25 protein-coding genes are annotated in these 25,472 nt (G+C 72.6%); 15 read left to right on the forward strand and 10 right to left on the reverse strand.

Annotated elements, in window-relative coordinates; all coding sequences use genetic code 11:
* Positions 1–22: 22 nt before the first annotated feature.
* The 9 genes from AC07FV_RS05245 (at position 23) to AC07FV_RS05285 (ending at position 10,369) form a co-directional block, all read left to right on the forward strand.
* Complete coding sequence (locus AC07FV_RS05245; protein WP_383647576.1) at positions 23–958, forward strand: carbohydrate ABC transporter permease; 936 nt, start codon at positions 23–25, stop codon at positions 956–958.
* Positions 955–1,854, forward strand: a complete 900-nt coding sequence (locus AC07FV_RS05250) for a carbohydrate ABC transporter permease (RefSeq protein WP_479084737.1) — start codon at positions 955–957, stop codon at positions 1,852–1,854. Before AC07FV_RS05245 ends, AC07FV_RS05250 begins: the two co-directional genes overlap by 4 nt.
* Positions 1,851–3,008, forward strand: a complete 1,158-nt coding sequence (locus tag AC07FV_RS05255; RefSeq protein WP_479084738.1) for a Gfo/Idh/MocA family protein — start codon at positions 1,851–1,853, stop codon at positions 3,006–3,008. Before AC07FV_RS05250 ends, AC07FV_RS05255 begins: the two co-directional genes overlap by 4 nt.
* Positions 3,005–3,850 (forward strand): DUF6807 domain-containing protein, encoded by an 846-nt coding sequence (locus tag AC07FV_RS05260; protein WP_479084739.1) that lies wholly within the window; start codon positions 3,005–3,007, stop codon positions 3,848–3,850. Before AC07FV_RS05255 ends, AC07FV_RS05260 begins: the two co-directional genes overlap by 4 nt.
* Complete coding sequence (locus tag AC07FV_RS05265; protein WP_479084741.1) at positions 3,847–5,364, forward strand: glycoside hydrolase family 43 protein; 1,518 nt, start codon at positions 3,847–3,849, stop codon at positions 5,362–5,364. The genes AC07FV_RS05260 and AC07FV_RS05265 overlap by 4 nt, the downstream gene beginning before the upstream one ends.
* 112 nt (positions 5,365–5,476) lie before the next feature.
* Positions 5,477–6,841, forward strand: a complete 1,365-nt coding sequence (locus AC07FV_RS05270; protein ID WP_479084742.1) for an ABC transporter substrate-binding protein — start codon at positions 5,477–5,479, stop codon at positions 6,839–6,841.
* A 132-nt stretch (positions 6,842–6,973) separates the two neighbouring features.
* Entirely contained in the window at positions 6,974–7,774 is an 801-nt protein-coding gene (locus tag AC07FV_RS05275) for a rhamnogalacturonan acetylesterase (protein ID WP_479084743.1), read from the forward strand.
* Positions 7,775–7,822: 48 nt separating this feature from the next.
* On the forward strand, positions 7,823–9,157 hold the full coding sequence (locus tag AC07FV_RS05280; RefSeq protein WP_479084744.1) for a pectate lyase family protein: 1,335 nt from the start codon (positions 7,823–7,825) through the stop codon (positions 9,155–9,157).
* Positions 9,158–9,241: 84 nt separating this feature from the next.
* Entirely contained in the window at positions 9,242–10,369 is a 1,128-nt protein-coding gene (locus AC07FV_RS05285; protein WP_479084745.1) for a pectinesterase family protein, read from the forward strand.
* A 295-nt stretch (positions 10,370–10,664) separates the two neighbouring features.
* Here the strand turns inward: AC07FV_RS05285 and AC07FV_RS05290 are convergent, their stop codons facing one another.
* The 5 genes from AC07FV_RS05290 to AC07FV_RS05310 form a co-directional block, all read right to left on the reverse strand.
* Positions 10,665–11,531: a hypothetical protein gene (locus AC07FV_RS05290; protein ID WP_479084746.1), complete on the reverse strand. Its 867-nt coding sequence runs from the start codon at positions 11,529–11,531 to the stop codon at positions 10,665–10,667.
* Positions 11,528–12,094 (reverse strand): SigE family RNA polymerase sigma factor, encoded by a 567-nt coding sequence (locus AC07FV_RS05295; protein WP_479084748.1) that lies wholly within the window; start codon positions 12,092–12,094, stop codon positions 11,528–11,530. The genes AC07FV_RS05290 and AC07FV_RS05295 overlap by 4 nt, the downstream gene beginning before the upstream one ends.
* A 130-nt stretch (positions 12,095–12,224) precedes the next feature.
* Positions 12,225–13,679 carry a penicillin-binding transpeptidase domain-containing protein gene (locus tag AC07FV_RS05300; protein WP_479084750.1) on the reverse strand — a complete coding sequence of 485 codons (1,455 nt, stop codon included), beginning with the start codon at positions 13,677–13,679 and terminating at the stop codon, positions 12,225–12,227.
* A 91-nt stretch (positions 13,680–13,770) separates the two neighbouring features.
* Positions 13,771–14,241, reverse strand: coding sequence for a GNAT family N-acetyltransferase (locus AC07FV_RS05305; protein WP_479084752.1), 471 nt, complete (start codon positions 14,239–14,241; stop codon positions 13,771–13,773).
* Positions 14,242–14,244: 3 nt separating this feature from the next.
* Positions 14,245–15,018, reverse strand: a complete 774-nt coding sequence (locus AC07FV_RS05310) for an IclR family transcriptional regulator (RefSeq protein ID WP_479084754.1) — start codon at positions 15,016–15,018, stop codon at positions 14,245–14,247.
* 113 nt (positions 15,019–15,131) lie between these two features.
* Between AC07FV_RS05310 and AC07FV_RS05315 the strand changes: the two genes are divergently transcribed.
* The 5 genes from AC07FV_RS05315 to AC07FV_RS05335 all read left to right on the forward strand — a co-directional run bounded on the left by AC07FV_RS05315 (position 15,132) and on the right by AC07FV_RS05335 (position 19,894).
* Positions 15,132–16,661: an aldehyde dehydrogenase (NADP(+)) gene (locus AC07FV_RS05315; RefSeq protein ID WP_479084755.1), complete on the forward strand. Its 1,530-nt coding sequence runs from the start codon at positions 15,132–15,134 to the stop codon at positions 16,659–16,661.
* A 90-nt stretch (positions 16,662–16,751) separates the two neighbouring features.
* Complete coding sequence (locus AC07FV_RS05320) at positions 16,752–17,360, forward strand: DUF1349 domain-containing protein (RefSeq protein ID WP_479084757.1); 609 nt, start codon at positions 16,752–16,754, stop codon at positions 17,358–17,360.
* A 37-nt stretch (positions 17,361–17,397) separates the two neighbouring features.
* Positions 17,398–17,937 (forward strand): GNAT family N-acetyltransferase, encoded by a 540-nt coding sequence (locus tag AC07FV_RS05325; protein ID WP_479084758.1) that lies wholly within the window; start codon positions 17,398–17,400, stop codon positions 17,935–17,937.
* Between the two features lie 75 nt (positions 17,938–18,012).
* On the forward strand, positions 18,013–18,726 hold the full coding sequence (locus tag AC07FV_RS05330) for a DsbA family oxidoreductase (RefSeq protein ID WP_479084759.1): 714 nt from the start codon (positions 18,013–18,015) through the stop codon (positions 18,724–18,726).
* Between the two features lie 61 nt (positions 18,727–18,787).
* A complete protein-coding gene (locus AC07FV_RS05335) occupies positions 18,788–19,894 on the forward strand; it encodes an aminotransferase class V-fold PLP-dependent enzyme (RefSeq protein WP_479084761.1) in 1,107 nt (368 codons plus the stop codon).
* 119 nt (positions 19,895–20,013) lie between these two features.
* On the opposite strand, the gene thpD is transcribed toward AC07FV_RS05335, so the two are convergent.
* The 5 genes from thpD to AC07FV_RS05360 form a co-directional block, all read right to left on the reverse strand.
* Positions 20,014–20,913, reverse strand: coding sequence for an ectoine hydroxylase (gene thpD, locus AC07FV_RS05340; protein ID WP_479084763.1), 900 nt, complete (start codon positions 20,911–20,913; stop codon positions 20,014–20,016).
* Positions 20,914–20,919: 6 nt separating this feature from the next.
* Complete coding sequence (locus AC07FV_RS05345) at positions 20,920–21,318, reverse strand: ectoine synthase (RefSeq protein WP_356607732.1); 399 nt, start codon at positions 21,316–21,318, stop codon at positions 20,920–20,922.
* Between the two features lie 86 nt (positions 21,319–21,404).
* On the reverse strand, positions 21,405–22,676 hold the full coding sequence (ectB, locus tag AC07FV_RS05350) for a diaminobutyrate--2-oxoglutarate transaminase (protein ID WP_479084764.1): 1,272 nt from the start codon (positions 22,674–22,676) through the stop codon (positions 21,405–21,407).
* Between the two features lie 118 nt (positions 22,677–22,794).
* Positions 22,795–23,313 carry a diaminobutyrate acetyltransferase gene (gene ectA / locus AC07FV_RS05355; RefSeq protein ID WP_479084766.1) on the reverse strand — a complete coding sequence of 173 codons (519 nt, stop codon included), beginning with the start codon at positions 23,311–23,313 and terminating at the stop codon, positions 22,795–22,797.
* Positions 23,314–23,640: 327 nt separating this feature from the next.
* Entirely contained in the window at positions 23,641–24,771 is a 1,131-nt protein-coding gene (locus AC07FV_RS05360) for a pyridoxal-phosphate-dependent aminotransferase family protein (protein WP_479084768.1), read from the reverse strand.
* 168 nt (positions 24,772–24,939) lie between these two features.
* Here AC07FV_RS05360 and AC07FV_RS05365 point away from each other — a divergent pair, with 168 nt between their 5' ends.
* A complete protein-coding gene (locus AC07FV_RS05365; protein WP_479084769.1) occupies positions 24,940–25,431 on the forward strand; it encodes a hypothetical protein in 492 nt (163 codons plus the stop codon).
* Positions 25,432–25,472 lie beyond the last annotated feature (41 nt).

Raw genomic sequence — 25,472 nt, forward strand, 5'->3', positions numbered from 1 at the left:
CGTACCAGAACGGAGATCTGTCATGGCCCAAGCCGCAGCCGTGGCGAAAGAGCCCGCGCCACCCCGGCGGCGCCGTGCCTCCGCCACCCCGCGCAGGCTCCCGTACCTGCTGATCGCACCGGCCGCCCTGCTGATGCTGGGCTTCATCGCCTACCCGGTCATCAGCGTCTTCTACTACAGCCTGCAGGAGTACAACCCCACCAAACCGTGGCGCAACGGCTTCGCGGGCCTCGACAACTTCACCAAGATCTTCACCGACGACCCGGTGTTCTGGGACACCCTGGTCTTCAGCGCCAAGTGGGTCTTCGTCGAGGTCGGACTGCAACTGCTCTTCGGCCTGGCCCTGGCGCTCATCGTCAACCAGACCTTCGTCGGCCGGGGCATCGGCCGCGCCCTGGTCTTCTCCCCGTGGGCCGTCTCCGGCGTGCTGACCTCCGCGATCTGGGTGCTGCTCTACAACTCCCAGACCGGCATCACCCGTTACCTCGCCGACATGGGCATCGGCGAGTACGGCACCAGCTGGCTGTCGGACACCTCGACCGTCTTCTCCGCGGCGGTCGTCGCCGACCTGTGGCGAGGCGTCCCCTTCTTCGCGATCCTCATCCTCGCCGACCTCCAGTCCGTCTCGAAGGACCTGTACGAGGCCGCCGAGGTCGACGGGGCGAGCCGGCTCAAGCAGTTCTGGCACATCACCCTGCCGCACCTGAAGGACGCCATCATCCTGTCCACGCTGCTGCGCGCGGTGTGGGAGTTCAACAACGTGGACCTGCTCTACACCCTGACCGGCGGCGGACCCGCGGGAGTGACCACGACACTGCCGCTGTACATCGCCAACACCAGCGTCGACGCCCACGACTTCGGCTACGCGTCGGCCCTCACCACGGTCGCGTTCGTGATCCTGCTCTTCTGCTCGATCGTCTACCTGCGGCTGAGCAAGTTCGGAGGCGACAACAAATGATCACCGAAGCGGCCACCGCGCCCGCCCCCGCGCCCGCACGGGCCGACCACGAACCGCCGCGTCCGGCGAAGAAGCGCCGTCCCGCCTGGGACGAGGTACCCCGCTGGCAGATCTACCTGCCGCTCGGCGTCTACCTCGTCTTCACCCTGATCCCGTTCTACTGGATCCTGCTCTTCGCCCTGCGCCCGGCGGGGTCCACCTCGCTCGTGCCCTGGCCGATCACCTTCGAGCACTTCGAGAAGGTGTGGACCGACCGGTCCTTCGGCACCTTCTTCCAGAACAGCGTGTACGTCGGTCTCGCCACCCTAGTGATGACCACGCTGGTCGCGCTGGCCGGCGGCTACGCCCTCGCCCGGTTCGACTTCAGGATCAAGCGGGCCTTCATGCTCGCCCTGCTCTGCTCGCAGTTCGTGCCCGGCGCGCTGCTGCTGGTCCCGCTCTTCGAGATCTTCGCCGGCCTCCAGATGATCAACTCGCTCGGCAGCGTCATCATCGCCGAGACGGTCTTCCAGCTCCCGCTGTCGATGATCCTGATCAGCAACTTCATCAAGAACGTGCCGTACTCGCTGGAGGAGGCGGCCTGGGTCGACGGCTGCGGGCGCTTCCGGGCCTTCCGGGTCGTGGTGCTGCCGCTGCTGCGGCCGGGACTGATCGCCGTCGGCTCCTTCGCCTTCGTGCACTCCTGGAACCACTTCCTGTTCGCCCTGATGTTCCTCAACAACCAGGAGAAGCAGACCATCCCGGTCGGCCTCAACACCCTCATGAGCGCGGACAGCGTCGACCTCGGCGCGCTCGCGGCCGGCGGCATCATCGCGGCCGTGCCGGTGGTGCTCGTCTTCGCCTTCATCCAGAAGTGGCTGATCACCGGCTTCAGCGCGGGGGCGGTGAAGGGATGAGCCGGACACCCGTCGTCCTCGCGGGCGCCCGCGGCCACGGCCGCTGGCACCTCGCCAACATCCGCCGCCTGGAGCGGGCGGGGCTGGTCCGGCTGGCCGGCGTCTGCGAGCTGACCCCGCTGACCGAGCAGGAGGCCGGCGGGGAAGTGCCCGAGCAGTCCGCCGACTTCGGCGCCCTCCTCGACTCCACGGGTGCCCGGGTCGCCGTCGTCTGCACGCCGATCCCCACCCACACCGACCTCGCCCTGACCGCGGCCCGCAAAGGCGTGCACCTGCTGCTGGAGAAGCCCCCGGCGCCCTCCTACGCCGAGTTCCGGCGCATGGCCGACGGGGTCGCCGAGGCCGGCGTCGTCTGCCAGGTCGGCTTCCAGTCGCTGGGCTCGCACGCCGTGCCGGCGGTCCGCGCACTGATCGCCGAGGGTGCGATCGGCGAGGTGCGGGGCATCGGCGGGGCCGGGGCGTGGGTGCGCGACGAGGCCTACTTCCGCCGGGCGCCCTGGTCGGGACGGCGGCGGCTGGACGGCGCCGACGTGATCGACGGGGCGCTGACCAACCCCCTCGCGCACGCCGTCGCCACCGCCCTCGCGCTCGGCGGCAGCACCCGCGCCGAGGACGTCGACGGCATCGAGACCGAGCTGAGCCACGCCAACGACATCGAGGCCGACGACACCTCCTGCGTACGGATCACCACCGCGCAGGGGCACCCCGTCACCGTCGCCGCCACCCTGTGCGCCGAGCGGGCCGGCGAGCCCTACGTCCTGGTGCACGGCAGCCGCGGCCGCGTCACCTTCTGGTACAAGCAGGACCGCGTCCTGCTCCAGCGGGGCGGCCACGGCCCCGAGGAGTTCGAGTACGGCCGCACCGACCTGCTGGAGAACCTGGTCGACCACCTCACCACCGGCGCGGGCCTGCTGGTCCCGCCGGAGGGGACCGGCGCCTTCATGAAGGTCGTGGAGGCGATCCGCCGGGCCCCCGACCCCGAGGCGCTGCCCGACTCCGCCTGGCGGCGCGTGCCCGGCGAGTCCCGCCGCGTGGTCCCCGGCATCGACGGGCTCGTGGCCGCCGCCGCCGACACCCTGTCCCTCTACTCCGAACTGGGCGCGCCCTGGGCGCCGCGCACCGAGCGCCCGCTGATCGAGGTGAGCACCCGATGACCGGCAACGACTCCCCGGTACTGCGCGTGGCGGGCCGCCCCGTCGGCCGGTACGTGGTCCGGCCCGAGCTGCCCGCCCGGCTCGCCCCGCGCCCCCACCTGCACCCCGTCACCACCCTGGCCGGCACGGCCGTGACCGAGTCCCGCCCCGCCGACCACCTCCATCACCTCGGCGTCGGTGTCGCCGTTCCCGACGTCGAGGGGCACAACTTCTGGGGCGGGCGCACCTACGTCCGGGACCGGGGGCCGACCGAGCTGGACAACCACGGCGCGCAGCGGCACACCGCCTTCCAGCTCCGCGACCCCGACGGGTTCGTCGAGGAGCTGCGGTGGGTCGCCGCCGGCGTCGAGCTGCTGCGTGAGCGGCGCACGGTGGCGGCCACCGGACTCACCCCCACCGCCTGGGCGCTGGACTTCACCTTCTCCCTCACCAACGTCACCCAGGGCGCGCTCACCCTCGGCAGCCCCGCCACCAACGGGCGCCCCGGCGCCGCCTACGGGGGCTTCTTCTGGCGCGCCCGCAAGGAGAGCGCCGCCCCCCGGGTCTTCACCGCCGAGCACGAGGGCGAACGGGAGGTGCACGGCCGCCGCGCCGACTGGCTCGCCCTGACCGGCGACAGCTGGTCGCTGGTGTTCGCCGGGGCCACCGAGCCGACCCGGCGCGACCCGTGGTTCGTGCGCACCGAGGAGTACCCGGGCGTCGGTTCCTCCCTCGCCCACGACGAGCGCCGGGCGATCGCCCCCGGAGACACCCTCGTCCGCAGGATCGTCACCGTCGTCGCCGACGGTCCGCTCGACCCCGACGGCGCCGCGACCCTCGTACGGAAGGCGGTGGGCCCGTGACCCCCGAGACCGCCCGGTCCTACACCAACCCCGTCCTGAACGCCGACTGGTCCGACCCGGACGTCGTCCGCGTCGGCGACGACTTCTACCTGACCGCCTCCAGCTTCGGCCGCGCCCCCGGTCTGCCGCTGCTGCACTCCCGCGACCTGGTCAACTGGACGCTGGTGGGGCACGCGCTGGCCCGGCTGGAGCCGGCGAGGGCCTTCGCGGTGCCGCGGCACGACTGCGGCGTGTGGGCCCCGTCCCTGCGCCACCACGCCGGCCGCTTCTGGATCTTCTGGGGCGACCCCGACACGGGAGTGTTCCAGGTCAACGCCCCCGACATCCGCGGGCCGTGGACCACGCCCCACCTGCTCAAGGCGGGCAAGGGACTGATCGACGCCTGCCCCCTGTGGGACGAGGAGACCGGCGAGGCCTACCTCGTGCACGCCTGGGCCAGATCCCGCTCCGGCATCAAGAACCGCCTCACCGGCCACCGCATGAGCCCCGACGGCACCACCCTCCTCGACGAGGGCGAGGTGATCGTCGACGGCGACCGCCTGCCCGGGTGGTTCACCCTGGAGGGCCCCAAGCTCTACCGGCACGACGGCTGGTTCTGGATCCTGGCGCCCGCCGGGGGAGTGGAGACCGGCTGGCAGGGCGCCTTCCGCTCCCGGGACTTCTTCGGGCCCTACGAGGAGCGGATCGTCCTGGAGCAGAAGGACACCGACGTCAACGGCCCCCACCAGGGCGGCTGGGTGCGCACCGGGTCCGGCGAGGACTGGTTCCTGCACTTCCAGCACCGCGGGGCGTACGGGCGGGTGGTCCACCTCCAGCCGATGACCTGGGGTCCGGACGGCTGGCCCGTGCTGGGCGACGACGGTGCCCCGGTCGCCGGGCACCCGCGTCCCGCCCTGCCGCCGCAGCCGCCCGCCGCGCCCGCGACCGACGACGACTTCCCCGGCGGACGCTTCGGCCGCCAGTGGTCGTGGACGGCCAACCCCCGCGACGGCTGGGCCACCCAGCACTCCGGGGACGGCCTGCGGCTCGCCTGCGTCCGCTCGGCCGACGCGCACGACCTGCGCAGGCTGGCGAACGTGCTCACGCAGCGGCTGCCCGGCGACCCCTCGGTCGTCGAGGTGGAACTGCGCCTGGACGACGGCGGGCCGGGCGCCCGGGCCGGCCTCGCGGTGCTCGGCGACGCCTACCGCTGGATCGGGCTCCAGCGGGCCGAGGACGGGACCGTGCACCTGGTGCACCGGTTCGCCGAGTCGGTCGCTCAGGCCGAGCGGGACGCCGACCACCCCCGCCCGGCACCCGAGGGGCGGGTACGGCTCAGGATCGAGGCCGGCCCGGACGCGCGCTGCCGGTTCCTGTACGACCTGGGAGACGGCCCGCACCCCACCGGCCAGGTCTTCGCCGCCACCCCCTGGCGCTGGGTCGGCGCCCTGCTGGGCCTGTTCGCCCTCGCGCCCGACGGCGAGGGACACGCCGGCACGGCCACCTTCACCCGGTTCCGGACCACCCCCCTCTGAACCGTCCCGCGCACCGGCCCTCCGACCTCCCCCCACGTGCTCAGCCCGTTCACCGCTTTCGTGCACCGCTTCGTTCATCCCTCCGTTGGATCCAGAAGAAGAGAGCCGACCAATGAAGATCAGCATGCGCAGCAGCAGAAGCACCGCCGGGCGCCGGACCTCCGCCGCCGTCGCCCTCGGGGCCGTGCTCGCGCTGACCGCCACCGCCTGCGGTGACGACGGCAGCGGGGGCGGCGGCGACAAGGGCGCCGAGGGCAGCGGCAAGGGGAAGGTCGTCTTCTGGGACAACAACGGCGGTATCCGCACGGCGGTCTGGAAGGAGATCATCGCCGACTTCGAGAAGGCGAACCCGGACATCGACGTGGAGTACGTCGGGATCGCCGCCACCGAGTACCAGTCCAAGGTCGACACCGCCATCCAGGGCGGCGGTCTGCCGGACGTCGGCGGTGTCGGCGCGGCGATGCTCGCCGGGTTCTCGGCCCAGGGCGCGCTGGAGCCGCTGGACGACCGCCTGACGGGGTCCTCCCTGAACGGCAAGCTCAACAAGGACATGGTCGAGTCCCTGAAGGCGGCCGGCGGGGGCGACGGCACGCTGTACTCGGTGCCCACCTCCGCGAACAACGGCGTCCTCTACTACCGCACCGACCTCTTCGACAAGGCGGGCCTGGAGGCGCCGACGACCTGGGACGCCTTCTACACGGCCGCCGAGAAGCTCACGAACGCGGGCAAGAACGAGTTCGGCTACACCATCCGCGGCGGCTCCGGCTCCATCGCCCAGGCGCTCGACGCGATGTACGGCCAGTCCGGCATCACCTCGTTCTGGGACGCCGACAAGAAGAAGACGACCGTCAACGACCCGAAGAACGTCGAGGCGCTGGAGAAGTACGCGGCCCTCTACAAGAAGGCCACGCCGGCCGCCGACGTCAACAACGACTTCGCCAAGATGGTCGCCCAGTGGGACTCCGGCACCATCGGCATGCTCAACCACAACCTGGGCTCCTACCAGGACCACGTGAAGGCGCTCGGCGTCGACAAGTTCCGGGGCATCCCGCAGCCGGTGGGCGCCTCCGGCAAGCGGGTCCAGGTCTCCAACCCGGTCGACGGCCTCGGCATCTTCAAGAGCTCCAAGAACAAGGACGCCGCCTGGAAGTTCATCGAGTTCGCCACCTCCCCGGAGCAGAACTCGAAGTTCAACGAGTCGGCCGGGCAGGTGCCGTCGAACGCCGACGCGGCGAAGGACGACTGGATCCAGAAGGCCGAGCCGACGAAGCTCGCGGCGGACGCGCTGAGCGACGGGTCCACGACCATCGTCCAGCTGCCGTACTACCTGCCGGACTGGAACACGGTCTCCAAGGCGGACAACGAGCCGAACCTCCAGAAGGTCCTGCTCGGCAAGATGAGCGCGAAGTCGTTCCTCGACACGATGGCGGAGGAGCTGAACGAGGCGCAGGCCGAGTGGACCGAGCAGATGGGCTAGCCGTTCCCGGGTCCCGCCGCGGGGCGGTCCGTGACGCGCGGACCGCGGGCCGCCCCCGGCCGGTCGCGCGCCGCTCCGCGCCCCGCGGGGAGCCGTCCCCGTCCTCACCCGACTCCTGAAAGGCACTCCGGCGTGTCACTCACCCGAAGACAAGTCGCCGCGGCCGCCGCGGCCTCCCTTCCCCTCGCGTTCGCCGCCGCCGGGACCGCCCGGGCCGGCGGGCACCGCCACCGCACCCTGCACATCGCCGGCGACTCCACCGCCGCGCGGAAGTACGCCGACGCCGCGCCCGAGACCGGGTGGGGCATGGCGTTGCCGTTCTTCCTCCGGAAGGACCGGCCCGTCGCCAACCACGCCGTGAACGGGCGCAGTTCCAAGAGCTTCGTGGACGAGGGCCGGCTCGACGCCGTCCTCGCCCTGATCCGGCCCGGGGACCTCCTGCTCGTCCAGTTCGCCCACAACGACGAGAAGACCGAGGACCCGAGCCGCCACACCGAGCCCTGGACGACGTACCAGGAGCACCTGCGGCTGTACGTGGAGGGCGCGCGGGCCCGCGGGGCGCGGCCGGTGCTGGCCACGCCCGTCGAGCGGCGGCGGTTCGACGCGGCCGGCACCGCGCAGCCGAGCCACGGGGAGTACCCCGCGGCGATGCGGGCCCTCGCGCGACAGGAGGGCGTGGCGCTCCTCGACGTGCAGGCGCTGTCCCTCGCGCTGTGGCAGCGGCTCGGTGCCGAGACGACCAAGACGTACTTCAACTGGACCGCCACCGAGCAGGACAACACCCACTTCAACCCGCCCGGCGCCATCGAGGTCGCCCGGCTCGTCGCACGGGAGCTGCTGCGCACGCGGGTGCTGGCGCACCGGGACGTGCGCCGGCTGGACGAGGAGATCCCCCCGTCCTGGATCGACTGGCCCCCGCCCGTCACCGCCTGACCCGCTCGCGCCCCGTCCCCGGAACCGCACACGAACAGGAGCCGCACCATGAACACGTCCGTATGGCATGGGCATGCCACCCGAAGAGCCGTCGCGCTGGCCGGCTGCACCGCTCTGGTGCTGACCCTGACCGCCGCCACCGCACAGGCACGCCCCGGCCACCACCACCCGCGCGACACCGCCCGCCAGACCCTGCCGGCCAACGACGGCTGGGCCTCCCACGGCACCGGTACCACCGGCGGGTCCGACGCCGCCCCGGACCGCGTGTACACCGTCACCACCTGGGCCGCCTTCAAGGCCGCCCTGGCCGTCGAGGGCACCGCGCCGAGGATCATCAAGGTGAAGGGCACGGTCGACGCGGTCTCCGAGGGCTGCGACGCCTTCGCCGCGCCCGGCTACGACTTCGACGCCTACCTGGAGAAGTACGCCCCCGAGACGTGGGGCCTGGACACCGACCTCGGCGCCGAGCCCGACGACAGCCCCGAGGGCCTGCGCCGCGCCTCCGCCGCCCGGCAGGACCAGGCGATCAAGGCGAACGTCCCCGCCAACACCACGATCATCGGCGTCGGCCGCGACGCCGGCCTCAAGGGCGCCAGCCTCCAGATCAAGGGCGTGGACAACGTCATCGTCCGCAACCTGACCTTCGAGAGCCCCGTCGACTGCTTCCCGCAGTGGGACCCCACCGACGGCGACAAGGGCAACTGGAACTCCGAGTACGACAGCGCCGTCGTGTACGGCTCCACCCACGTCTGGCTGGACCACAACACCTTCACCGACGGCGAGCACCCCGACAGCGCGGCGCCCACCCACTTCGGCATGCTGTACCAGCAGCACGACGGCCAGCTGGACATCGTGCGCGGCGCCGACCACGTCACCGCCTCCTGGAACGTCTTCACCGAGCACGACAAGACGATCCTCATCGGCAACAGCGACAGCGAGTCCACCGCCGTCGGTGACCGCGGGCACCTGAAGACGACGTTCCACCACAACCTGTTCAAGGGCCTGGTGGAGCGCGCGCCGCGGGTCCGCTTCGGCCAGGTCGACGTCTACAACAACCACTTCGTGGCCGGCGAGGACTACGCCTACAGCTTCGGCATCGGCAAGGAGTCCCAGCTCGTCGCCGAGCACAACGCCTTCACCCTGCCGAAGGGCGTCAGCCCGGCGAAGGTGCTGAAGAAGTGGAGCGAGGCGCCGGTCACCGCGGCGCACAACCGCGTCAACGGCCGCGGCGTCGACCTGATCGCCGTGCACAACGCGGAGATCCCCGCCGAGCCCCTCCGGTCCGGCGCGGGCTGGACGCCGACGCTGCGCACCAAGGTCCTCCCGGCCTGGGCGGTCCCCCTCGTCGTCGACCACGGAGCGGGCGCGGGCCGCCTGCGCTGACGCGCCCGCCCGCGCCGACGCCCCCGAACCGGGCCGGGGCGCCCGCACCGCCCCGGCCCTCCCCCTCACCGCGAGGAGCACCGCATGCACCGAGCCGCCCCGTCCCGCAGAGGCTTCCTCCTGACCACCGCCGGCGTGGTCGCCGCCCTGGGCGCCACGGCCGCCCCCGCCACCGCCGGCCCCCGGCCGGGGCCGCGTCCCTTCGGCCGGTACGGCTCCCCGGCCGCCCGCCGTACCCCGCGGACCCTCTACGTCGACCCGCACGGCCGCGGTGACTTCACCTCCGTACAGGCCGCCGTGAACGCGGCCCGGGGCGACGGCTGGACGCTGGTCCTCGCCCCCGGCACCTACCGCGAGACGGTCTCCGTGGACGCCGACCGCACCGGGGCGACCTGGATCGGCGCCTCGCGGGACGCGCGGGACGTCGTCATCGTCTTCGACAACGCCGCCGGCACCCCCAGACCGGACGGCTCCGGCACCTACGGCACCAGCGGCTCGGCCACCACCACCGTGCGGGCCGACGGCTTCACCGCCCGCTGGATCACCTTCGCCAACGACTGGCTGCGCGCCGACCACCCCGGCTGGACCGGCACCCAGGCCGTCGCCCTCAAGGCCATGGGCGACCGCACCGCCTTCCACCACTGCCGCTTCCTCGGCCACCAGGACACCCTCTACGCCGACAGCCGCGACCTCGGCCACTTCGCCCGCCAGTACTACGCCCACTGCCATGTCGAGGGTGACGTCGACTTCGTCTTCGGGCGGGCCACGGCCGTGTTCGAGGACTGCCACTTCCGCACCCTGCTCCGCACCGACCTGCCCGGCGCCCCGCACGGCTTCGTGTTCGCGCCGTCCACGGCGGGCGCCAATCCACGCGGTTACCTGGTGACGCACGGCAGCGTCGGCAGCGAGGCACCCGACGACTACTACAAGCTGGCCCGCCCCTGGGTGCCCAGCTCCGACGTCACCGCCCGGCCGATGCTCACCGTCAGCGAGACCCGCCTCGGCGCGGGCATCGACGCGGTCGCGCCCTACGCCGACATGCGGGAGACGTACCCGTGGCAGCAGCAGCGGTTCCGCGAGTACCGCAACACCGGCCCCGGCGCCGCGGTGACCGTTCCGGAGAACCGGCCCCAGCTCAGCCGCGCCGAGGCCGCCTCGCACACCCGGGAGGCGTACCTCGGCGACTGGCGGCCGTACGCCCGGCACCGCTGACCCGTCCCACGGTGCTCCGCGGGCGCCCACCCAGAGGAACGCCTCCGCCGGTCGTCACCGGCGGAGGCGTTCGGCGGCCGGCCGAGTAAGGGCTCGGACGGCACGCGGCCGGCCCGGGGGGCGGGCCGGCGGACCAGGGGTGCGCGGACGGTCGGTCCGCGCGGGTGAGGCTCTCGTGCTTCCTGGTCGCCACCGGGGAGGAAAAAGGTTGCCGTGCCGCGCGAGTTTTTTTCCGAGAGCCGCCGCGCGCCGTCCTCCGCCCGTCGCCACCCGCCGCTGCCGTCGCCCGCGTCCGTCAGGAGCCGCCGTCGCCGGTCGCGAAGTCGCCGTCCACCGAGAGGTCTTCGGAGCCGGCGGTGGCCGTCACGGTGTAGCGGTCGCCGCGCGCGTCCCGGCCGCCGCGCTCGTGGTGGTACTGCCCGGCGAACATCCACTCGCCCGCCGGGACCGTCCGGCCCGGTTCGAGCGTCCACCGGTGGACGAGGAAACCGTCCCGCTCGCCGACCGTGAAGGCGAAGTCCTCCTCCGGCAGCGTCCGCCAGGCGCCGGTGGAGGCCACCCCGCCGGTCTGCGCGACCCGCAGCTCCACGGTGAGCGCGGTCAGGGGCACGTCCGTCCTCAGCGTGAGGTTGCTCTGCGCCCAGAAGTCGTTGCTGTGCGGGTCCACCGAGCCGTCCGACCACAGCGGTCCGTCCTCGGCGGCGGACCCGGGCGGGCGGGCCGTCGCCGCCGCCGTCGCGGTGGCGGCCGGCGGCCGCGGGGGCCTCGGGGAGTCCGGGGTCCGCGCATCCGCGGGGGCGCTCGGCGTCGGACCGGTGGGCGGGACGGACGCGTCGCTCGCGGCGGCGTCCGGCGACGGGGTGGGCGCCGGCGTCGGCGAGGTGGCCACCGAGCGCTGCGCGGGGGCGTCGTCCTTCACCGCCGACGCGACCGCGTACCCGCCGACCGCGAGGACCCCGGCCACCGCGGCCGCCGCACCGGCCACCCGCGCCCAGCCCGGCAGCGGCGCACGCGTGACCCGGTGGGGGCCGGGACGCTCCCCGCCGCCCGCCATGCCGCGCTCGACCCGGGCGAGGATGCGCGTCCGGTCGGGCCGGTGCGCGCCGGCCGCCTCGCGCAGCCGGGAGCGCAGCTCCTCGTCCACGTCCCGCCGCCCGGTCATCGGTTCCTCCCCGCGGCCCCGCCACTGCGTGCGAACGCCGCGGGCACCTGCCCCGGAGCCGCCCGCGTGCCGAGCAACCGCTGCAACTCGGCCACGCCCTTCGACGTCTGGCTCTTCACCGTACCCACCGAGACCCCCAGGGCCAGCGCCGTCTCCTTCTCGGAGAGGTCGAAGGCGTGCCGCAGCACCACGCACGCCCGCTTGCGGAACGGCAGCCGGCGCAGCGCCTCCTGCACGTCCACCACGCCCGCGACGTCCGGGTTCTCGGTCCGCTCCTCGCGCTGCGCCCAGAAGAGCGCGACGCGTCTGCGCTCGCGCACGGCGGTGCGGATGCGGGTGCGGGCGAGGTTGGCGACGACCCCGCGCGCGTACGCCACCGGGTGGTCGGCCGCGCGGACCCGGTCCCAGCGGTGCCACAGCGCGAGCAGGGCGTCCGCCGCGAGGTCGTCGGCGGCGTCCGGCTCGCCCGTCAGCAGGTGGGCGAGCCGGGACAGCTCGGCGTAATGGCGTTCGAAGAAGGCGTGGAACTCCGCGGAGGCGGCGTCGTCGACGACTGTGCCCACGGGCGGACCCTCCTCGCAGCGGCTGCCCCGGCGTCGAACAACCGTGCGCCGGGCCGGAGTCCGGACTGTAGCAGCGCTCGACGCACCGTACGGTCGGTGCGTCGAACGCCGTGTGAGGGACCGAACCCGCCTAGCCCTTGAGCGCCGCCTCCATCATCGCCTTGGCCACCGGGGCCGCCAGGCCGTTGCCGCTGACCTCGGAGCGGGCCGCGTCGGACTGCTCGACGACGACCGCCACGGCGACCTCCTCGTCCGAGGAGTCGGACTTGGCGTACGAGGTGAACCAGGCGTACGGCGTCTTGCTGTTCTTCTCGCCGTGCTGGGCGGTACCCGTCTTGCCGCCGACCGTCGCCCCGGGGATCCGCGCGTTCGATCCCGTGCCCTCCTCGACGACGGTCCGCATGGCCGACTGGAGCTGTTCGGCGGTGCCGGCGCCGACGATCCGCCGGGAGTCCGCGTCGGAGTGGTCCTCCAGGACGTCGCCGCCGCTGTCGGTGACCTGCGCCACCATGTGCGGGGAGACCAGCTCGCCGCCGTTGGCGAGGGCCGCGGAGACCATCGCCATCTGGAGCGGGGTCGCCGTCACGTCGAACTGGCCGATGCCCGTCAGGGCGGTCGACGAGCTGTCCATGTCCTTCGGGTACACGCTGGTGTACGCCCGGACCGGCACGTCCTGCGACGTGTCGTTGAACCCGAACTTCTCCGCCATGGCCCGCACCTCGTCCTGGCCGAGGTCGACGGCCATCTTCGCGAAGACGTTGTTGCAGGAGTACCGGAGCGCGGTGCGGATCGTGGCGTCCTCGCAGGGAGCGTCCGGGTTCTCGTTCGTCAGGTCGGTCGTGGTCCCCGGCAGCCGGTAGGGGTCCGGACTGTCGGTCCCGGCGTCCACCGACCCGTACAGCCCGTTCTCCAGCGCGGCGGCCGCCACCACCAGCTTGAACGTGGAGCCAGGCGGCAGCGGCTGGCGCAGTGCGCGGTTGGTCAGCGGCTTGTCCGGGTCCTCGGTGAGCTCCTGCCACGCCTCGCCCGCCGTGTTGGCGTCGGTGAGCGACGTCGGGTCGTACGAGGGGGTCGACACGACCGACAGGATCTCGCCCGTCCTCGGGGCGATCGCGACCGCCGCGCCCTTCGTCTCGCCCAGCGCCTCGAACCCGGCCCTCTGCACGTCCGGATCGATGGTCGTGACCACGTTGCCCGGCTCGGCGCGCTTGCCCGTGACCGTGTCCGTCACGGTCCTCAGCCGCGGGTCGGTGCCGTTGAGCACGTCCTGGTAGATGCCCTCCAACTGCGTCGGCGCGTACGCCTGCGAGGCGTAGCCCGTCACCGCCGCGTAGCGCTTCCCGTCCTCGTACGTGCGCTTGTACGCGAGGTCGCTCCCCTCCGTCGGCGCCGAGCCGGTGACGGACCGGCCGGCCACGATGATGTTCCCCAGCGGCTCCGCGTACGTCTCGATCGCGTTGCGCCGGTTGTCCTTGCTGTCCGCGAGCGCCCGGCCGTCGTAGAACTGCACCCAGGTCGCCCTGACCAGCAGAGCGAACACCAGGAGCAGCGTGAAGACCGAGGCGCGCCTGATCGTCTTGTTCATCCCGCAGCAAGACGAGCGGGCCGGGGGGAAACGTTCCCGTGCGCCCGATTTCTCATCGTCCGTTCATGAACCCGGCCGCACCGGAGCCGGGTCACTCCGCGAGGTGCAGCACGACCTCGTCGATCACCTCGCCGCGCGCCGGGGCGAAGCCGCGGGCCCGGGCGCTCGTCTCGAAGCCGCACTTCTCCAGCACGCGCCGCGACCCGGTGTTGTCGGCCGCCGCCCGCGCGTACAGCGGGCGGTCCCGCACCTCCGCGAGGAGGGCCCGCAGCGCCGCCGTGGCCACTCCCCGCCCCCAGTGCGCCCGGTCGATCCAGTAGGTCACCTCGCGCTCGCCCGGCTCGCCGTACACCGCGGCGCTGCCGACGACGTCACCGTCGCCCAGGACGGTCCGCACGATGGCGGACGAGGACCTGATCTTGCGCCAGTGCTCGTCGAAGGCGTCCCGGTCGGCCGGGTCGGCGGGGGTGAAGGCCGCCATGCGCAGGGCCTCCGGGTCGTTCATCTGCCGGAAGAAGACGGGCAGATCACTGTCGTGGACCGCGCGCAGTGCGATGTACATGGCTCAGAGCCTACGCGTGGCCAGTGTCAGCCGGTCCCGTGCGTCGAACAGCGCGTCCTTGACCATCTGTTCGTGCGCGGGCGTCAGCCTTGCCACCGGCACCGAGCAGCTGATCGCGTCCCGCGCGGGGGTCCGGTAGGGGACCGCGACGCCGAAGCAGCGCAGTCCCAGCGTGTTCTCCTCGCGGTCCACGGCGAAGCCCTGCTCGCGCACCTGGTGCAGCTCCTCGATGAGCTTCTCCCGGTCGGTGATGGTGTGCTCGGTCAGCGCGGGCAGCGTCTCGGGCAGCATCTTGCGGACCTGCTCGTCGGCGTAGGTGCTCAGCAGCGCCTTGCCGAGGGAGGTCGAGTGCGCGGGCAGCCGGCGGCCGACCCGGGTGAACGGCCGCAGGTAGTGCTGCGACTGGCGGGTGGCCAGGTAGACGACGTTCGTGCCGTCGAGGCGCGCGAGGTGGATGGTCTCCGTCGTGTCGTCGGAGAGCCGGTCCAGCGTCGGCCGCGCCGCCGCCACCACCTCGTCGCCGTCGATGTACGAGGTGCCGACCAGCAGCGCCCGCACCCCGATGCCGTACCGCGTGCCCGTCGCGTCCGTCTCGACCCAGCCCAGCTCCACGAGCGTGCGCAGCAGCATGTAGAGGCTGGACTTGGGATACCCGACGGCCTCCTGGACCGACGCGAGGGAGTGCATGCCGGGGCGTCCGGCGAAGTACTCGAGCAGTTCAACCGTCCGTACGGCGGACTTGACCTGCGCTCCGCCCCCCGTCTCGCCAGCCGACATCGCCCTTGACCCCTTCGTTCGGCGGGAAATAGTCTCCAACAGCATATTCATCATCAGAGACAGCGTTCAGCATATCGAACGAGTCCGTTGCAGAGCACGTGGAGGGACCCTCGGTGGCAGCAGCACCAGTCTGGAGTGTCGACCCCCGTACCGGGAAGCAGCGTGAACAGGTCGCGGTGGAGGCCACGGCCCAGGAGGTGGACTCCACCGTCCGCGCCGCCCACGAGGCGCGCGCGGCCCTCGCCGACCGCACCGTCCGCGCGGCCTTCCTGCGCACCGCCGCCGACGAGCTGAAGGCGGCCGAGAGCACCCTCGTCGAGGTGGCCGACGCCGAGACCGCCCTCGGCCCGGTCCGGCTCACCGGCGAACTCGCCCGCACCTGCTACCAGCTGCGGGCCTTCGCCGACATCGTCGACGAGGGCGAGTTCCTCGGTGTCGTCGTCAACCACCCCGACGACACCGCCACCCCGCCCATCCCGGACCTGCGCCGCTACAAGGTGCCGCTCGGCGTCGTCGCCGTCTACTCGGCCTCCAACTTCCCCTTCGCCTTCTCCGTCCCCGGCGGCGACACCGCGAGCGCGCTCGCTGCGGGCTGCCCGGTCGTCGTCAAGGCCCACCCGGACCACCCGGCCCTGTCCGAGCTGGTCGCCAGGGTGCTGCGCGGGGCCGCGGCCCGGCACGGCATCCCCGCGGGCGTCGTCGGCCTGGTGCACGGCTTCGAGGCCGGCATCGAGCTGATCAAGCACCCGCTGATCGCCGGTGCGGGCTTCACCGGGTCCGTCCGGGGCGGCCGCGCGCTGTTCGACGCGGCGGCGGCGCGGCCGGTCCCGATCCCCTTCCACGGCGAGCTGGGTTCGCTGAACCCGGTCGTGGTCACGGAGGCGGCGGCGGCCGAGCGGGCGGAGGCGATCGGCGCGGGGCTGGCCGGCTCGATGACGCTGGGCGTCGGCCAGTTCTGCGTGAAGCCCGGCCTGGTCCTGGTACCGGCCGGCACCGCCGGTGACGGCCTGGTCAAGTCGCTCACCGACGCCGTCAGCGACACCGACGCCGGTGTGCTGCTCGACCACCGCATGCGGGACAACTTCGTCGCCGGGGTCGCCGAGCGCGCCGCGCTGCCCGACGTGGACTCCCCGGTGACACCGGGCGCGGGCGGCGAGCACACCGTCAGCGCCGGCTTCCTGACCGTGCCGGCCGGGCGGCTGACCGAGGAGGGCGCGCACGACCTGCTGCTGGAGGAGTGCTTCGGACCGGTCACCGTGGTGGTGCGCTACGAGGACGAGACCGAGGTGCGGGGCGTGCTGTCCCGGCTGCCGGGCAACCTCACGGCGACCGTCCAGCTCTCCGCCGAGGAGGCGGCGGGCGAGGGCCGGGGGGCCGAGCTGCTCGCCGAGGTGACACCGCTCGCGGGGCGGGTGCTGGTGAACGGCTGGCCCACGGGGGTCGCCGTGGCGGCGGCCCAGCACCACGGGGGCCCGTACCCGGCCACGACGTCCACGTCCACGTCGGTGGGCGGGACCGCGATCGAGCGGTGGCTGCGGCCGGTCGCCTACCAGGGGACGCCCGAGGCGCTGCTGCCGCCCGAACTGCGGGACGACAACCCGCTGGGGCTCCCCCGCAGGTTCAACGGCGTGCTGGAGCGGTAGGCGCCACGCGGCCGCGCCCCGTGCGGGCGCGGCCGCTCGCCGTCGCAGCCCGCGCCCGGGGCGCGTCCCCGGGCCTGAGAGGATCGCACCATGCTTCTCGAACTTCCCGAACTGCCTTTCCCGCTGCGCCCGTACGGCCCCGACGGCGCCTGGTCCTACGAGGACGGTGTCCTCACCGGGAGGGCCGGGGCGAGGCAGGACCGCTTCGTGCCGCCGACCGGTGAGGGGCTGGACCCCGCCTCCGACGCACCCCGGCTGCTCGGCGCCCCCGACGGCGACTTCCAGCTGATCGCCCGCGTCACCGTCGGCTTCCGGGGCGCCTTCGACGCGGGGGTGCTCTACGTCCACGTCGGTGAGCGGGCCTGGGCCAAGCTGTGCCTGGAGTACTCCCCGGACACGCCGACCGTCTGCACGGTGGTCACCCGCGGGCACTCCGACGACTGCAACTCCTTCACGGTGGACGGGAACACGGTGTGGCTGCGGGTCAGCCGGTCCGGGCGGGCCTTCGCCTTCCACGCCTCCCTCGACGGCGAGCGCTGGACGTTCGTCCGGCTGTTCACGCTGGGGGACGAGGAGGAGACGGGCGCGGCCCTGGTCGGCTTCCTCGCGCAGGCGCCGACGGGGGAGGGGTGCGTGGTGACGTACGACCGTCTGGAACTGCGCCCGGGGTGGCCGGCCGACCTGCGCGACGGCAGCTGAGGCAACCGGAGGGCGCGGCTTCCACGTCCTCCCGGGCATGATCGACGAACATCTGTCCGCCCGCCCGGTGATCCGCACCGTCCTCTCCGCCGAGGCCGGGACCGCGGCCGCCCTGCACGCCCGGGCCCGGGCGACGTACCACCCGCAAGGGCTCCCCGACGACGGCATCGACTGGGTCGCCGCCTGGCGGGGGGCCGCCCTGCGGGCCGACGGGCAGGTGCTGGGCGCCGTGGCCGGGGGCGGCCTCGTCGGCATCGCCTCCTTCCGGGTGCCGGCGGACGGACCGGCGGACACGGTGAAGCTGTTCCAGTTCCACGTCGACCCCGCCCACTGGCGGTCCGGCATCGGCACCGCCCTGCGCACCGCCTGCGTGGAGCAGTGGCGCGCCGACGGCAGGCGGACGGCCCTCCTCGACGTGCACGCCGGCAACCGGCGTGCCCGGGCCTTCTACGGCCGCCTGGGCTGGGTCCCGGACCCGGACCGGCCCCCGGCGGACGGCGACCACCACCTGTTCCTGCGCTTCGACGTGCACGGGGGACGAAAGCCGCGCCCGCGCTTCGACCCGGTCGGGGAATGACCACCTCTGCTTGAACGTTCACGTACCGGGCGGAGAGGTCCTCCGTACCCCTACGACCTGGAGAAGAGCCGAGACATGCGCGTCGAGATCTGGAGCGACATCGCCTGCCCGTGGTGCTACGTGGGCAAGGCCCGCTTCGAGAAGGCGCTCGCGGCCTTCCCGCACCGCGACGGGGTCGAGGTGGTGCACCGGTCGTTCGAGCTGGACCCCGGACGGGCCAAGGACGACGTCCAGCCGGTGCTGGCGATGCTCACCGCCAAGTACGGCATGAGCGAGGCGCAGGCGCGGGCCGGTGAGGACAACCTCGGCGCGCAGGCCGCCGCCGAGGGCCTGGACTACCGCACCCGGGACCGGGACCACGGCAGCACCTTCGACATGCACCGGCTGCTGCACCTGGCCAAGGAGCACGGGCGCCAGGAGGCGCTGCTGGACGCGTTCTACCGCGCCAACTTCGCCGAGGAGCGGTCCGTCTTCGCCGACGACGAGCGGCTGGTGGAGCTGGCCGTCGCCGTGGGACTGGACGCGGACGCCGCCCGCGCGGTGCTCGCCGACCCCGCCGCCTACGCCGAGGAGGTGCGCGCCAACGAGCGCGAGGCCGCGCGGTTCGGGGCCACCGGGGTGCCGTTCTTCGTGCTCGACCGGGCGTACGGCGTCTCCGGCGCCCAGCCCGCGGAGGTCTTCGCCCGGGCGCTGACGCAGGCGTGGGGCGAGCGCACGCCCCTGGAACCGATCGGCGACGGCGACGCCGAGGCGTGCGGTCCGGACGGGTGCGCGGTCCCCCGGGACTGAAGAACCCCAGGTGACACCCTATCCATAAGCGCTGCTTGGAGGAACGGCGTAGAAAGACGCGATGGACGGGGAGGTCCCGTGGCCGCACAGTAGTGCCATGGAGAGCTTGGAGAACCGCTTCGAGAACGTCGTCCGTGCCGAGTTCGAGCCGAGGACCACGTATCTGAACACCGCCGCCATCGGTCTGCTCCCCGCCCGGGCCCTCGCCGCGATGGGGGACGCGGCGGTGTCCGCGGCCCAGGGGCAGCCGCTCGACATGTTCGCCGACGTCGAGGCGTCCCGGTCCGCCTTCGCCCGGCTCGTGGGGGTGCCCGCGAGGCGGGTCGCGGTCGGGTCGTCGGTCGCCACGTTCAGCGGGCTCGTCGCGGCCTCGCTGCCCGCGGGCGCCGAAGTCCTCACGGCGGAGGGCGACTTCAGCTCCCTGGTCAACCCCTTCCACGTGCGCGGGGACCTGAAGGTGCGCAGTGTGCCGCTGGAGCGGATCGCCGAGTCGGTGGGACCGGACACCGCGCTCGTGGCGGTCAGCTCCGTCCAGTCGGCCGACGGCCGGATCGCCGACCTCACGGCGCTGCGGGACGCCGCCCGGGCGCACGGGGCGCGGACCCTGATCGACGCCTCGCAGGCCTGCGGGTGGCTGCCGCGGGCCGCGGGGGAGTTCGACTTCGTGACCGGGGTCGCCTTCAAGTGGCTGCTCTGCCCGCGCGGCGTCGCCTTCCTCGTCGTACCCGAGGACCTGGGCGAGGCCGCCGGGCTGACGCCGCTGTTCGCCGGGTGGGCGTCCGGGGAGCACCCCTGGGACAGCTGCTACGGCCCCGTCGGGGAACTCGCGCACTCCGCACGGCGCTTCGACGAGAGTCCCGCGCTGTTCTCCTACGCGGGTGCCCGGCACTCACTGGCCCTCCTCGAGGAACTCGGCGTGGACGCCGTGCACGCCCACGACACGGCCCTCGCGGACCGGTTCCGCGCGGGGCTGGCCTCCCTGGGGCACACGCCGGTGCCCGCGCCCGGTTCCGCGATCGTGTCCGTGCCCGGACTCGGCGGTCGGCAGGGCGAGTTGAGCCGGGCGGGGGTCCAGGTCTCGGACCGCGCGGGCAACCTGCGGGCCGCCTTCCACGTGTACAACACGCCGGCGGACGTCGACCGGTTGCTCGACGTCCTGGCGGACTGAGACGGCGGGACCGGGACAGCGGGACGGGACGGCGGGACCGGGACGGCCGGCCGGGACACGCATCGGGCAGGGGCCTCCCGTCCCACACGAAGAGGCCCCTGCCCGGGATCAGATGCGGGTCACCTCACCGGGGTGAAGTCCCGCGCGCCGATGAAGTCCGGGCGCCGGATGGGCGCCGCGAACGGCTCGACGGCCGTGTTCTCCACGCTGTTGAACACGATGAACACGTTGCTGCGCGGGAAGGGCGTGATGTTGTCGCCCGAACCGTGCATGCAGTTGCAGTCGAACCAGGTCGCCGAGCCGGCCTTGCCGGTGAACAGCTTGATGCCGTACTCCGACGCCATCGCGGTCAACGCCTCGTCGGACGGCGTCCCCGCGTCCTGCATCTGCAGGGACTTCTTGTAGTTGTCCTTCGGCGTGGCCCCCGCGCACCCGAGGAACGTCTTGTGCGACCCCGGCATGATCATGAGACCGCCGTTGGTGTCGTAGTTCTCGGTGAGTGCGATCGAGACCGAGATCGTCCGCATGTTGGGCAGGCCGTCCTCGGCGTGCCAGGTCTCGAAGTCCGAGTGCCAGTAGAAACCGCTGGCCCCGAAGCCCGGCTTGACGTTGATCCGGGACTGGTGGACGTAGACGTCCGAACCGAGGATCTGCCGGGCCCGCCCGACCACGCGCTCGTCGCGCACCAGCTCGGCGAAGACCTCGCTGATCTTGTGCACCTCGAAGACGGACCGGATCTCCTTGGACTGCGGCTCCACGATGGAGCGCTCGTCCGCGCGGATGGCCGGGTCGGAGGTGAGCCGCTCCAGCTCCCGCGCGTACCTGGCGACCTCGTCCGGCCCGATGAGCTGGTCGACGGCGAGGAAGCCGTCGCGGTCCAGTGACCGTAGCTCACCGGCCGAGACGGGACCGGGCGTGTCCGGGGAGCCCCAGACGACCGGGTCCTTGCGCGGGGTGGCCACCTCGGTGGCGCCGCGGGTGGGGTAGAGATCGGTGATGTTCGTGGTCGTGATGGTCACGATGACTCACACCTCCTCGGTGAGCAGCGGGTAGACGCCGTTCTCGTCGTGGTCCTCCCGTCCGGTCACGGGCGGGTTGAAGACACAGATGCAGTGGAAGTCCTCCTTGACCTTGAGCGTGTGCCGCTCGTGGCCGTCGAGGAGGTACATCGTGCCCGGGGTGATGTGGTACGTCTTCCCCGTCTCGCGGTCGGTCAGCTCGGCGTCGCCCTGGGTGCAGACGACGGCCTCGATGTGGTTCGCGTACCACATCGACGTCTCCGTACCCGCGTACAGAATCGTCTCGTGCACGGAGAAGCCGACCTTCTCCTTGGCGAGGACGATGCGCTTGCTCTCCCAGGTGCCGGACGCCGACTTCACGTGCCGGTCGGTGCCTTCGATCTCCTTGAACGAACGGACGATCACGGTGTTGCGATGCCTCCTAGGTGAAGGGTGTGCAGGGTCCCCGGCGCCTTCGGCCGCGCGGTCGAAGGCGCCGGAAGGTGGTGGCGTCAGGCGGTCTCGCGCACCGCGCGGGCGAGGGTCTTCATGCCCTCGTCCAGCTCGTCGGGCGTGATGGTGAGCGCCGGCAGCAGTTTGACGACCTCGCTCTCGGGGCCGGACGTCTCGATGAGCAGCCCCAGCTCGAAGGCGCGCTTGGCGACCTTCCCCGCGCGGTCCTTGTCGTGGAACTCCAGGCCCCAGACCAGGCCGCGGCCGCGGTACTCCTTGACGTCGGCGAGGTTCTCCTCGGTGATGGCGATCATGTGCTGCTCGACCTGTTCACCACGGGTGCGGGTCTGCTTCTCCATCGCCGACCCGTCGGCCCAGTACGCCTCCAGGGTGGCGGTCGCCGTCACGAAGGCCGGGTTGTTGCCGCGGAAGGTGCCGTTGTGCTCGCCCGGCTCCCAGACGTCCAGTTCCGGCTTGAACAGGCAGAGCGACATGGGCAGGCCGTAGCCGCTGATCGACTTGGAGACGGTGACGATGTCCGGCGTGATGCCCGCCTCCTCGAAGGAGAAGAAGGCACCGGTACGGCCGCAGCCCATCTGGATGTCGTCCACGATGAGCAGCATGTCCTGGCGCTCGCACAGCTCGGACAGGGCGCGCAGCCACTCGGCCCGGGCGACGTTGATGCCGCCCTCGCCCTGCACGGTCTCCACGATCACGGCGGCCGGCTTGTTGAGCCCGGAGCCCTGGTCCTCCAGGAGCCGCTCGAACCACAGGAAGTCCTCGACGGTGCCGTCGAAGTAGTTGTCGAACGGCATCGGCGTGCCGTGCACCAGCGGGATGCCGGCGCCGGCCCGCTTGAAGGCGTTGCCGGTCACGGCGAGCGAGCCGAGCGACATGCCGTGGAAGGCGTTGGTGAACGACACGATCGACTCGCGCCCCTTCACCTTGCGCGCGAGCTTCAGCGCGGCCTCCACGGCGTTGGTGCCCGTCGGGCCCGGGAACATGACCTTGTACGGCAGGTCGCGCGGGCGCAGGATCGTGTTCTGGAACGTCTCCAGGAAGCGGCGCTTGGCCGTCGTCGACATGTCGAGACCGTGCGTGACGCCGTCCCGCTCCAGGTAGTCGATGAGCGCGCGTTTCAGTACGGCGTTGTTGTGCCCGTAGTTGAGCGAGCCCGCTCCGGCGAAGAAGTCCAGGTACTCGTGGCCGTCCTCGTCGTACATGCGGCTGCCGACCGCACGGTCGAAGATGGTGGGCCAGCCGCGGCAGTAGCTGCGCACCTCGGATTCGACGGTCTCGAAGACACTGAGGTCGGGCTGGGTGATGGTCACGACGAATCGCTCCTCGTGGGGTGAGGGTGGGAGAGGAAGGTCGTACGGATCCGGTGGGACCGGTGCGGTCCGGGCCGGGAAGTCTGGGGGACGGGCGGCGAGGGCGCCCGCCGGGCGGTCAGCCGCGGGCCGGGCCGCCGAGGGGGCCTATGCGGTACAGGACCTCGGGCTCGTGCGGCCCGTCGGGGAACTCGTCCGTGCCGAAGAGGACTTCGCGCTCCAGAGGGGCGCCGTGGCGCTCGGCGAACGAGGTGAACAGCCGCTGGGAAGCGGTGTTGTCGGGGGAGATGGTGGTCTCCACGGTCGTCGTCCCGCGCTCCGCGAGGGTCCGGGCGGCAAGCCCGTCGAGCATCGAAGCCGCCAGCTTTCGACCACGGTACGCCTCGTCCACCGCCACCTGCCACACGAGCAGCGTGTCCGGCTGGTCGGGCCGCACGTACCCGGTCACGAAGCCGACCGGCACGCCGTGCCCGTCGCGGGCGACGGCCGAGGTCGCCGCGAAGTCACGGCACCAGAGCAGATAGCTGTAGGACGAGTTCACGTCGAGGACCTTCGAGTCCTTGGCTATCCGCCACAGGGCGGCGCCGTCGGCCACTCTCGGACGATCGATTTGCAGGTCTGCTTGCGCGGCAGTCATGCAAATGAAATTACCCAGCGAAAATCGAAATTGCATCGCCGGACGGGGTTACGTGTGAACGTGTCGTGTGATATCACGCGGGCGCGTGCCCCGGCGCGAAACGACGACACTTTGGGATGATTTGACCTGGAGGAACGGCGCGAATCGGTCAGCATGTGTAACGGGTCACAATCATGTAACCTGTGCGACGCGTGTCCGAAATGCCGGTCTCGAACTTATCGAAATCTTAGAGTTTAGGCTCAGGGAAAGCGGGCAGAAGAACACGGATGGCTGTACTCCCAAGAATTGCCGAATTCGCTTTTGATGGCTTCGGCAAATCCCAAGAATTCACGCCCCGAAAAGGCCTGTGCCGCTCTGCGCCTCCCAGGCGGACTCGGCGGCGTGCCGGGCCGCCCCCAGGTCCGTCCCGACCCCGCCCTCGGCCAGCGCGGCACCCAGTGCCGCCAGGCAGCTCTGCACGGCCCTGGGCGTCGCGTCCGGGCCGTAGTGGTTGACCCGGACCATCTCCCGCGCCAGCGCGCCCCCGCCCGCGGCCAGCGGCAGCGTGGGGTCGGAGGCCAGGGCCCGGGCCACCAGCTCCGACGCGTCGGTGCCCGCCGGCACCCGCAGCGTCGTCGCGACCGGCGCCGCGTCCCGCGCCTCGCGCACGTACGGCTCCAGACCGCCGCCCAGCGCGAGCGCACCGGCCCGGGTGGCCGCCGCGGCCGAGGCGTGCCGCGCCCTCACCGTCTCCGGGCCCTCCGTCTCGATGCGCTCCACGCACGCCTCCAGCGCGAGCATCTCCAGCTGCGCCGGAGCGTGCAGCAGCGCCTTGCGCCCGCCGTCGATCCAGCGCTCCTTCCAGTCCAGCAGGGAGAGGTACGACCGGCGCGGGGCGTGCGGGTTCGCCGCCATCCGCGCCCAGGCCCGCTCGCTCACCGACACCGCCGACACGCCGGCCGGACCGCCCATCGCCTTCTGCGCGCCGATCACGCACAGGTCCACGCCCCACGTGTCCGGCAGCACCGGCTCGGCGCCCACCGAGGCCACGGCGTCCAGGTAGAACAGCGCGCCCTGCTCCCGCACCGCCTCGCCGATCTCCGCGACCGGGTTGGTGTTCCCGGTCGCCGCCTCCGCGTGCACCAGGGACACGAAGTCGATCTGCGGGTGCTCGGCGAAGGCCCGGCGGACCTGCTCGGCGGTGACGGCCGTGTGGAACGGCACGGCGAGGTCGTGCACGGTCGCGCCGCAGTCCCGCAGCCAGTTCCCGAAGGTCTGCCCGTACGGCCCCGTGACGATGTTCAGCGCGACGGTGCCCGGTCCGGCGGCGGCGCGGATCGCGCCCTCCAGCGGCAGCAGCGCCTCGCCCTGCATGATCACGACGTCCTGTCCGGTGCCGAGCAGGCGCGCCACCCGGTCCTCGATCGCGGCGAAACGGCCGGCGCTCAGCGGGGCGAGGTCCAGGAAGGGGTGGGTCACGGCGGTGCTCTCTTCAGTAACGGGCAGGTGTACGGCGCGTACGGAGTCGAGAGTAACCATGGGCCCCGCCGCCACTCGCGCGGAGGGTTTCCGTTGCGACACCCTCACGCCCGGAATTGTGGCTTCCGCCACAGCCGAACCGATCGCCGTCCTGATGAACTCGGCCTCGTGTCCGTTCTGTTGCTGCTCCTTGCCATCGCCGTGGTGACGGCCGTCCTCCTCGGCCGGAACGCCGACACGCTCGGACGCCGCCCCTACCCCGCGCCCCGTCCCGCGGCCCCCGGGACGCCCAGGGCGGGCGCGCCCTGGCGTGCCCTCGCCGGGATCGCCGGCGCGGGTGCCGTCCTGCTGTACGCCTGGGGCGCGCTGTGCGTGGGCTTCGCGGTGATGGAGGCGGAGGACGGGGGCACGGACTCCTCGCCGATGCGGCCCTGCCGCACCGGTGTGTCCCAGGAGCTGTCCGCACGGGTGATCGACTACGACGCCTCCCTGCTGCCCCTGGGCTTCCGCTGCGAGACCGCGGACGGCGGCGGCTACGACTCCGCCGAACTCCCCGGCTACGCCAACCCGGGGGTCGCCGTGCTCGCCCTGACCGCCGTGGCGGGCTCGGTCGCCGCCCGGCGCGCGGCCGGCCGCCAGGCCCGCGCGGCCGCCCGGTGACCGGCCTTCGGACACCCGGCCGCACCGGTCTAGGGTGCGGG

It is taken from the genome of Streptomyces sp. NPDC045956 (genome assembly GCF_056430705.1).

Coding starts and splice junctions, on each gene's coding strand:
- AC07FV_RS05335 (WP_479084761.1), top strand. CDS start 18,788: ATGGACGGGGAGGTCCCGTGGCCGCACAGTAGTGCCATGGAGAGCTTG.
- AC07FV_RS05250 (WP_479084737.1), top strand. CDS start 955: ATGATCACCGAAGCGGCCACCGCGCCCGCCCCCGCGCCCGCACGGGCC.
- AC07FV_RS05270 (WP_479084742.1), top strand. CDS start 5,477: ATGAAGATCAGCATGCGCAGCAGCAGAAGCACCGCCGGGCGCCGGACC.
- AC07FV_RS05280 (WP_479084744.1), top strand. CDS start 7,823: ATGAACACGTCCGTATGGCATGGGCATGCCACCCGAAGAGCCGTCGCG.
- ectA (WP_479084766.1), bottom strand. CDS start 23,313: ATGACTGCCGCGCAAGCAGACCTGCAAATCGATCGTCCGAGAGTGGCC.
- AC07FV_RS05320 (WP_479084757.1), top strand. CDS start 16,752: ATGCTTCTCGAACTTCCCGAACTGCCTTTCCCGCTGCGCCCGTACGGC.
- AC07FV_RS05325 (WP_479084758.1), top strand. CDS start 17,398: ATGATCGACGAACATCTGTCCGCCCGCCCGGTGATCCGCACCGTCCTC.
- AC07FV_RS05305 (WP_479084752.1), bottom strand. CDS start 14,241: ATGTACATCGCACTGCGCGCGGTCCACGACAGTGATCTGCCCGTCTTC.
- AC07FV_RS05245 (WP_383647576.1), top strand. CDS start 23: ATGGCCCAAGCCGCAGCCGTGGCGAAAGAGCCCGCGCCACCCCGGCGG.
- AC07FV_RS05260 (WP_479084739.1), top strand. CDS start 3,005: ATGACCGGCAACGACTCCCCGGTACTGCGCGTGGCGGGCCGCCCCGTC.
- AC07FV_RS05255 (WP_479084738.1), top strand. CDS start 1,851: ATGAGCCGGACACCCGTCGTCCTCGCGGGCGCCCGCGGCCACGGCCGC.
- AC07FV_RS05285 (WP_479084745.1), top strand. CDS start 9,242: ATGCACCGAGCCGCCCCGTCCCGCAGAGGCTTCCTCCTGACCACCGCC.
- AC07FV_RS05310 (WP_479084754.1), bottom strand. CDS start 15,018: ATGTCGGCTGGCGAGACGGGGGGCGGAGCGCAGGTCAAGTCCGCCGTA.
- AC07FV_RS05330 (WP_479084759.1), top strand. CDS start 18,013: ATGCGCGTCGAGATCTGGAGCGACATCGCCTGCCCGTGGTGCTACGTG.
- AC07FV_RS05290 (WP_479084746.1), bottom strand. CDS start 11,531: ATGACCGGGCGGCGGGACGTGGACGAGGAGCTGCGCTCCCGGCTGCGC.
- AC07FV_RS05300 (WP_479084750.1), bottom strand. CDS start 13,679: ATGAACAAGACGATCAGGCGCGCCTCGGTCTTCACGCTGCTCCTGGTG.